Here is an 8,837-nt window from a genome sequence, read left to right as displayed (position 1 = left end):
TCGACTCGCTGACCGCCGTGGAGCTGCGCAACCGGCTCACCGCCGACACCGGCCTCGCCCTGCCCAGCACCCTCGTCTTCGACCACCCGACGCCGGCCGCGCTCGCCGAGCATCTGCGCGCCGAGTTGGTGCCGCACGGGGCGGCCACCCCCGTCGTCGCCGAGATCGAACGGCTCGACGGGCTGCTGCGGGCCGTCCCCGGGGACCGGCGTGACGCCACGGAGATCACCCGCCGGCTGGAGGACCTGCTCGCCCGCTGGCGGGGCGACACCGCCCCGACGTCGCCACCCCCCGCCCCCGCCGACGACCTGACCACCGACCTGGCTGACGCCACCGAGGACGACATTTTCGACATCATCCAACGCGAGTTCGGCAAGTCCTGACCAGCGCCCGCCCTAGGGGTGCGCCGTCCGCATCTAGGGGTGTGCCGCCGCCGGAGGTGCTCCGTAGGGTCGGAGCCCGTCAGGAGGTTCCGTGTGACCGGCTCCCAGGGCGGCCAGCTCCTCGCGATCAGCGACCTGCACGTCGTGTACGCGGAGAACCGCGCCATCGTCGAGACGTTGCGCCCCGACAACGATGACGACTGGCTGATCGTCGCCGGTGACGTCGGCGAGTTCGCCGCCGACGTCGAGTGGGCGCTCGGCCTGCTCCGCGACCGGTTCGCCAAGGTCATCTGGGCGCCGGGCAACCACGAGCTGTGGACGCCCCGCGACGACACCGTCCAGTTGCGCGGCGAGGCGCGCTACCGGCACCTCGTCGCGTTGTGCCGCCGCCTCGGCGTGCTCACTCCGGAGGATCCGTACCCGGTGTGGGACCCCGACGGCGAGCCCGTCCTGATCGCCCCGCTCTTCGTCGGCTACGACTACACGTGGCGGCCCCCGGGGACGTACACCCGGGAGCAGGCGTTGGCGCGGGCGCACGAGACCGGCGTGGTCTGCACCGACGAGATCCTGCTGCACCCCGACCCGTACCCGAGCCGGGACGCCTGGTGCCGGGCGCGGGTGATCCAGACCGAGCGGCGGCTCGACGCCGAACGCGGCGGGCTGCCCACCGTCCTGGTCAACCACTACCCGCTGGTCCGCGAGCCGACCCGGGTCCTGCGCTACCCCGAGTTCGCCCAGTGGTGCGGCACCGACCTGACCGCCGACTGGCACCTGCGCTACGACACCCGCGTCGCCGTCTACGGCCACCTGCACATCCCCCGCACCACCTGGTATGACGGCGTCCGGTTCGAGGAGGTGTCCGTCGGCTACCCGCGCGAGTGGCGTCGCCGGGCCACCCCGCCGGGGCGCCCCCGGCTGGTCCTCCCGGCACCCGCCCGGTCCCACGGTTGATTGCCGGAAGCGGGCCTCCCCGATAGCCCTTCCACCGGCCTCATGCTGCGGTTATCGGCCCGCCGGGAGGCGTCGCGCGGGGTCTGATTGAGGGGTCCCGTAGGGGTTGGGCCGCCGTAGCGCGCTCAGTACCGTCCACTCACGGTGAGGGTCGGATACCGGCAATTCCCAGGGTCGGATGCCTGCGGTGGTGGCTTCCTCAGTGTTCGGCGGAATCGATCGGTAGCAAGCTCCGGGCGGGTGGGTCATGGCGGACGAAGAGAAGCTCCTCGAACACCTCAAGTGGGTGACCACCGAGCTCCGCCAGGCGCACCGGCGCCTGCGGGAACTGGAGGGCGCCGAACCGGAACCGATCGCCGTCGTCGCCATGGCGTGCCGGTTCCCCGGCGGCGTCGGCTCCCCCGAGGAGCTGTGGAACCTCGTGGCCGCCGGCACCGACGCCACCGGCCCGTTCCCCACCGACCGGGGCTGGGACCTGGCCCGGCTCTACCATCCGGACCCCGACCACCCGGGAACCTCGTACAGCGACCGGGGCGGGTTCCTCGACGCCGCCGGCCACTTCGACCCGACCCTGTTCGGCATCTCCCCCCGCGAGGCCCTCGCGATGGACCCGCAGCAGCGGCTGCTGCTGGAGACCACCTGGGAGGTGTTCGAACGCGCCGGCATCGACGCCGGATCCCTGCGCGGCAGCCGCACCGGCGTGTTCGTGGGCACCGCCGGGCAGGACTACGCCTCCGTGCTGCGTCGCCTCCCCGAGGGCGCCGAAGGTTACGTGCTGACCGGCACCGCCGCCAGCGTCATCTCCGGCCGGCTCGCCTACTCGTTCGGCCTGGAGGGGCCGGCCGTCACCATCGACACCGCCTGCTCGTCGTCGCTCGTCGCCCTGCACCTGGCCGGTCAGGCCCTGCGCGACGGCGAGTGCACCCTCGCCGTGGCCGGCGGCGTCAGCGTGATGGCCACCCCCGGCGGCTTCGTCGAGTTCTCCCGCCAGCGGGGGCTGGCCGCCGACGGCCGCTGCAAGGCGTTCTCCGCCGATGCGGACGGCACCGGCTGGGCCGAGGGCGTCGGCATGGTGCTCGTCGAGCGGCTGTCGGACGCCCGCCGCAACGGCCACCCCGTGCTCGCCGTCATCCGGGGCAGCGCAGTCAACTCCGACGGGGCGAGCAGCGGCCTCACCGCCCCGAACGGCCCCGCCCAGCAGCGCGTCATTCGCCAGGCCCTCGACAACGCCGGCCTCACCCCGGCCGACGTGGACGTCGTGGAGGCGCACGGCACCGGCACCCGCCTCGGCGACCCGATCGAGGCGCAGGCGCTGCTCGCCACGTACGGGCAGGACCGGCCCGCCGACCGGCCGCTCTGGCTCGGCTCGTTGAAGTCGAACCTCGGCCACGCCCAGGCCGCCGCCGGCGTCGCCGGGGTGATCAAGATGGTGCTGGCCATGCGGCACGGGCTGCTTCCGGCGACCCTGCACGCCGGCGAGCCCACGCCGCACGTCGACTGGGCTGGCGGCGCGGTCGCCCTGCTCACCGAGGCCCGCCCATGGGCCGGGGACGCCGGGCGGCCCCGCCGCGCCGCCGTCTCCTCCTTCGGCATGAGCGGCACCAACGCCCACCTCGTCCTGGAGCAGGCCCCGCCGCCCGAGCCCGCTACCGAGCCCGCTACCGCGTCGGTCGCCGAGGCTGCGTCGCCCGCGCGTGAACTCCCGGCGGTGCCGGTGCTGCTCTCCGCCGCGCACCCCGCCGCCCTTGCCGCGCAGGCGGGTCGCTGGGCGGCCTGGCTCGACGCCGACCCCGGCCTGCGCCCCCTCGATGTGGCGTGGTCGTCGGCCACCTCCCGCGCCACCCTGGACAGCCGGGCCGTGCTGGCCGCCGCCGGCCGCGACGACCTCCTCGCCGGGCTGCGGGCCCTGGCGGCGGGGGAACCGTCGGGTGTGGCCGTCGCCGGCCAGGCCGCCGACCGGGGTCCGCTCGCCGTGCTGTTCTCCGGTCAGGGCGCGCAGCGCCCCGGCATGGGTCGGGAGTTGTACGCCGCGTTCCCGGTGTTCGCGTCGGTGTTGGACGAGGTGTGTGGGCTCCTGGACCGGGGTTTGCCCCAGCCGTTGAAGCCGGTGCTTTTCACGGGGTCGGGCACGCCCGAGGCTGAGTTGCTCGACCAGACGGTGTTCACGCAGGCCGGCTTGTTCGCGGTCGAGGTGGCGTTGTTCCGGCTGCTGGAGTCGTTCGGTGTGGTGCCGGACTTCGTGGGTGGTCACTCGGTGGGGGAGATCGTCGCCGCGCATGTGGCGGGGGTGTTGTCGCTGGAGCATGCGTGTGCGCTGGTGGTGGCGCGGGGTCGGTTGATGCAGGCGTTGCCGGCCGGCGGCGGGATGCTGGCGGTGAACGCGGCCGAGTCCGAGGTGCTGGCCTCTCTGGAGGGGCTGGTCGACCGAGTCGGGATCGCCGCCGTCAACGGCCCGAACTCTGTGGTCGTGTCCGGCGCGTCCGAGGCCCTGGACGAGGTGGAGCAAACCTGGCAGGGCCGGGGGGTACGTGTTCGCCGGTTGGCCGTCAGCCACGCGTTCCACAGCCCGCTGATGGAGCCGATGCTGGACAGGTTCCGGGCGTTGGTGGGCCGGTTGGCGTTCTCCGCGCCCGTCCTGCCGTTGGTGTCGAACGTGACCGGTGCGCTGGCCGACCCCGAGGAGATCCGCACCCCGGACTACTGGGTGCGGCACGTGCGGGAGGCGGTCCGGTTCACCGACGGGGTCGCCGCCCTGCGGGCGGTCGGGGTGGACACGTTCCTGGAGGTCGGCCCGCAGAGCGTGCTGACCGCACTGACGGCCGAGGCCCTGCCCGACGACGGTGGTGTGCTCGCCGTCGCCGCCCAGCGCCGGGATCGGCCGGAGGTCGCCGGGCTGCTGACCGCCCTGGCGGAGCTGCACGTCAACGGGGTGCCGGTGGCGTGGCAGCCGTGGTTCGCCGACGCCGGCGCGTCCCGGGTGGACCTGCCGACGTATGCGTTCCAGCGGGAGCGGTTCTGGCCCGAGGCGGGTACGTGGCGGGTGGGTGACGTGTCGGGTGTTGGCCTGGGGGTGGCGGGGCATCCGTTGCTGGGTGCGGCGGTGCGGCTGGCGGGTGACGACGAGGTGGTGTTGACGGGTCGGTTGTCGGTGTCGACGCATCCGTGGTTGGCCGATCATGTGGTGTCGGGTGTGGTGGTGGTGCCGGGTGCGGCGTTGGTGGAGTTGGTGGTGCGGGCGGGTGACGAGGTGGGTGCGTCGCGGGTGCGGGAGTTGACGATTGCCGCCCCGTTGACCCTGCCTGGCTCGGGTGGGGTGCGGGTGCAGGTGCGTGTCGGGGCGGCCGACGGCGACGGTTCGCGCGAGGTGACGGTGCACGCCCAGCCTGAGGACGATGCCGAGGCGGAGTGGATTCGGCATGCCGAGGGTGTGTTGGAGCGGGCCGCCGTCGAGGAGCCGACCGTCGGCGCGTGGCCGCCCGCCGGGGCGTCCGAGGTGGAGCTGGCCGGCTGGTATCCGGCGTTCGCCGAGCACGGCCTGGCCTACGGGCCGGTGTTCCAGGGCCTGCGCCGGGTGTGGACGGGTGACGGCGGCGACGTGTACGCCGAGGTGGCCCTGCCCGACGAGGCGGCGGGCGACGCCAGCGGCTTCGGTGTGCACCCGGCGCTGTTGGACGCCGCCCTGCACCCGATCGGGCTGATCGACGCCGGCACCGGCTCCGGGCCTCGGGTGCCGTTCGCGTTCACGGGTGTGCAGGTGCACGCGTCGGGTGCCCGCGCGCTGCGGGTGCGGTTGAGCCGGGCCGGTTCCGGGGTGCGCCTCGTCGCCGCCGACGAGTCGGGTGCGCCGGTTGTCTCCGTCGATGCCCTCGTGCTGCGGGAGATGGGTGCCGTCTCGACCCTGAGCGCCGTGGACCGTTCCCTGTTCGAGGTGACCTGGCACGCCGAGGAGGTGACCCCGGCCGCCGGTGCGGCGGTCGCGGTGGCGCTCGGCGAGGTCGACCTTCCGGACGTGCCGGCGTACGCGGGCGTGGCGGCGTTGGTGGCGGCCGTCGAGGCGGGACGGGCTGCGCCGGCCTTCGTGCTGGTGCCTGTCGCCGTCGCCGGGGCACCCGTTCCGGAGGCGGTGCGGGACGTCGTCACGGGTGTGCTCAGTGTGGTGCAGGCGTGGCTGGCCGCCGAGGCTCTGGCGGACTCGCGGCTGGTGGTGGTGACCCGCGACGCCGTGGTGGCGCGGGACGAGGATCGGGTGGCCGATCTGGCGGGTGCGGCGGTGTGGGGTCTGCTGCGTTCGGGGCAGTCGGAGCACCCGGACCGGATCGTCCTGGCCGACCTCGACGGCCCGTTGGACGCCGACGCGGTGGCGCTGCTCGCGGCGGTGGCCGCCGACCCGGCCCCCACCGGCGGCCAGCTCGCGGTCCGCGAGGGCGCGGTGCGCGTACCCCGGTTGACGCGCCTGACCGGCGACGAGCTGACGCCCCCGGCGTCGGGCCTCTGGCACCTCGCGCCCGTGGCTCCCGGCACGATCGACGGCGTCGACCTGGTCCCCGCCCCGGCCGCGGAGCTGAGGGCCGGGCAGGTCCGCATCGCCGTCCGGGCCACCGGCGTCAACTTCCGCGACGTCCTCATCGCGCTCGGCATGTATCCGGACGCGGCGGCCCGGATGGGCAGCGAGGGCGCGGGCGTCGTGCTGGAGGTCGGCCCCGGCGTCGACGGCCTCGCCCCCGGCGACCGGGTGCTGGGCATGTTCGAGCCGGGCTTCGGCCCGCAGGTCGTCGCCGAACGGCAGCGGGTGGCGAAGATCCCCGCCGGCTGGTCCTACGCCCAGGCCGCGTCCGTCCCGCTGGTCTTCCTCACCGCCTACTACGCGTTGCGTGATTTGGCGGGGTTGCGGGCTGGTGAGTCGGTGCTGGTCCACTCGGGTGCGGGTGGGGTGGGGATGGCGGCGATTCAGCTGGCGCACCACTTCGGTGCGACCGTCTACGCCACGGCCAGCCCGGGCAAGTGGGAGACGTTGCGGGGTCTCGGGGTCGCGCGGGAGCGGATCGGGTCGTCGCGGTCGACGGAGTTCGAGGCGGTGTTCTCCTCGGCGTCGGGTGGTGCGGGTGTGGATGTGGTGCTTGATGCGCTTGCGGGTGAGTTGGTGGATGCGTCGTTGCGGTTGTTGCCGCGTGGTGGCCGGTTCGTGGAGATGGGTAAGGCGGATGTGCGGGACGCCTCCGTGGTGGCGGCGGAGCATCCGGGGGTGGCCTATCGGGCGTTCGACCTGAATGAGGCGGGCGGCGAGCGCATCGGGCGGATGCTGGGCGAGTTGTTGGCGTTGTTCGAGAGTGGTGTGTTGTCGCCGTTGCCGGTGCGGGTGTGGGATGTGCGGCAGGCGCGTGTGGCGTTGCGGCATCTGAGCCAGGCGAGGCATGTCGGCAAGGTGGTGCTGACGGTGCCGGTGCCGGTGGATCCGGACGGCACGACACTGGTGACCGGGGCGTCGGGGACCCTGGCGGGGGTGGTGGCCCGGCATCTGGTCGCGTCGGGTCAGGCCCGTCGGTTGGTGTTGGCGTCGCGTCGGCTGCCGGTGGAGGGTTCCGGCTATGCGGCGTTGGTGGCGGAGCTGACCGGGGCGGGTGCTGAGGTTGCGGCGGTGTCGGTGGACGTGGCCGATGCGGGGCAGGTGGCGGCGTTGGTGGCGGGGGTGGATCCGGCGCATCCGTTGACGGCGGTGGTGCACTGCGCGGGCGTCCTCGCCGATTCGGTCGTCACGTCGTTGTCCGCCGACGACGTGGCCAGGGTGCTGCGGCCGAAGGTGGACGGGGCGTGGGCGTTGCACGAGGCGACGGCGCGTCTGGATCTGTCGGCGTTTGTGGTGTTCTCGTCGATCGCGGCGACGCTGGGTTCGCCGGGTCAGGGCAACTATGCGGCGGCGAACGCGTTCCTCGACGCCCTCGCCCAGCACCGCCGCGCCCGGGGGCTGCCGGCCACCAGCATCGGCTGGGGCATGTGGGCCACCACCAGCACCATGACCGCCCACCTCGACCGCGACGACGCGCAGCGGCTGCGGCGGCTGGGCATGACCGGCCTCACCGCCGCCGAGGGGGCGGCCCTGCTCGACGCGGCCACCGCCAGGGCCCTGCCGGCGATCGCGGCGGCCCGCCTCCGCATCACCGGGGATGCCGGCCAGGTCCCGCCGATCCTGCGGCTGCTCGCCCGCACCGGCGGACGCCGCCAGGCCGGCGGCCCGTCCGGCGGCACCGGAACCTCGTGGCCGGAGCGGCTGGCCGGGCTGGCGCGGGGCGAGGCGCGGCGGTTGCTGGTGGAGCTGGTGTGTGGTCAGGCGGCGGCGGTGTTGGGGCATGCGTCGGTGCTGGCGGTTGCGGGTGGTCGGGCGTTCAAGGAGTTGGGGTTTGACTCGTTGACGTCGGTGGAGTTGCGTAACCGGCTCGCTGCGGCGACGGGGTTGCGGTTGACCGCGACGCTGGTGTTCGACTATCCGACGCCGGAGCGGCTTGCTGAGCACCTGTACGAGCGGCTCGGCCATTCCGCTGCCCCGGCCGCCGTCACGCGGGCCGTCGCCCGGGACGACGATGACCCGATTGCGATCGTCGGGATGTCGTGCCGGTTCCCGGGTGGGGTGTCCAGTCCTGAGCAGTTGTGGGATCTGGTGGCGTCGGGTGGGGATGCGATCGGTGGTTTTCCGGGGGATCGGGGTTGGGATCTGGAGGGCCTGTATGACCCGGATGCGGATCGGGTGGGGACGTCGACGACGCGGCAGGGTGGTTTCCTGTATGGGGCGTCGGAGTTCGACCCGGGGTTCTTCGGGATCTCGCCGCGTGAGGCCCTGGCGATGGATCCGCAGCAGCGGTTGTTGTTGGAGACGTCGTGGGAGGCGTTCGAACACGCCGGCATCGACCCCGCCACCAGCCACGGCACCGTCACCGGCGTCTTCATCGGCGCCGCCTCCTCCGGCTATGCCGCCACCGGCAGCGACGGCCTCGAAGGGCTCGAAGGGCACCTGCTCACCGGCACCGCCGGCAGCGTCGCCTCCGGCCGTGTCGCCTACACCTTCGGCTTCGAGGGCCCGGCCGTCACCATCGACACGGCGTGCTCGTCGTCCCTGGTCGCGCTGCACCTCGCCGCGCAGGCGCTGCGCTCCGGCGAATGCGAGATGGCCCTCGCTGGCGGCGTCGCGCTGATGGCCCAGCCGGGCATGTTCTCCGAGTTCTCCCGCCAGGGCGGGCTCGCCCCCGACGGCCGGTGCAAGGCGTTCGCCGCGTCCGCCGACGGCACCGGCTGGGGCGAGGGCGTCGGCATCCTCCTCGTCGAACGCCTCTCCGACGCCCGGCGGCGCGGCCACCGGGTCCTCGCCATCGTCCGGGGCAGCGCGATCAACTCCGACGGCGCGTCCAACGGACTCACCGCGCCGAACGGTCCATCGCAGCAGCGGGTGATCCGGCAGGCCCTGGCCAACGCCCGGCTCACCGCCGCCGATGTGGACGCCGTGGAGGCGCACGG

3 protein-coding genes are annotated in these 8,837 nt (G+C 73.9%); all 3 read left to right on the top strand.

The features are described from left to right. Positions 1-383, top strand: a 383-nt coding sequence (locus ACFT41_RS31575) for a phosphopantetheine-binding protein (protein ID WP_377614095.1), incomplete at its 5' end; no start/stop codon positions are given. A 93-nt stretch (positions 384-476) separates the two neighbouring features. Further along, positions 477-1,334: a metallophosphoesterase family protein gene (locus tag ACFT41_RS31570; RefSeq protein WP_377589922.1), complete on the top strand. Its 858-nt coding sequence runs from the start codon at positions 477-479 to the stop codon at positions 1,332-1,334. A 247-nt stretch (positions 1,335-1,581) separates the two neighbouring features. Then, on the top strand, positions 1,582-8,837 hold a 7,256-nt coding region (locus ACFT41_RS31565), incomplete at its 3' end, for an SDR family NAD(P)-dependent oxidoreductase (RefSeq protein ID WP_377614094.1).

This window comes from Micromonospora sp. NPDC057141, assembly GCF_042670805.1.
Classification (GTDB): Bacteria; Actinomycetota; Actinomycetes; order Mycobacteriales; family Micromonosporaceae; genus Micromonospora.
Note: the sequence above shows the minus strand (reverse complement) of the source record. Positions and strands in the feature narration are given on the sequence as shown.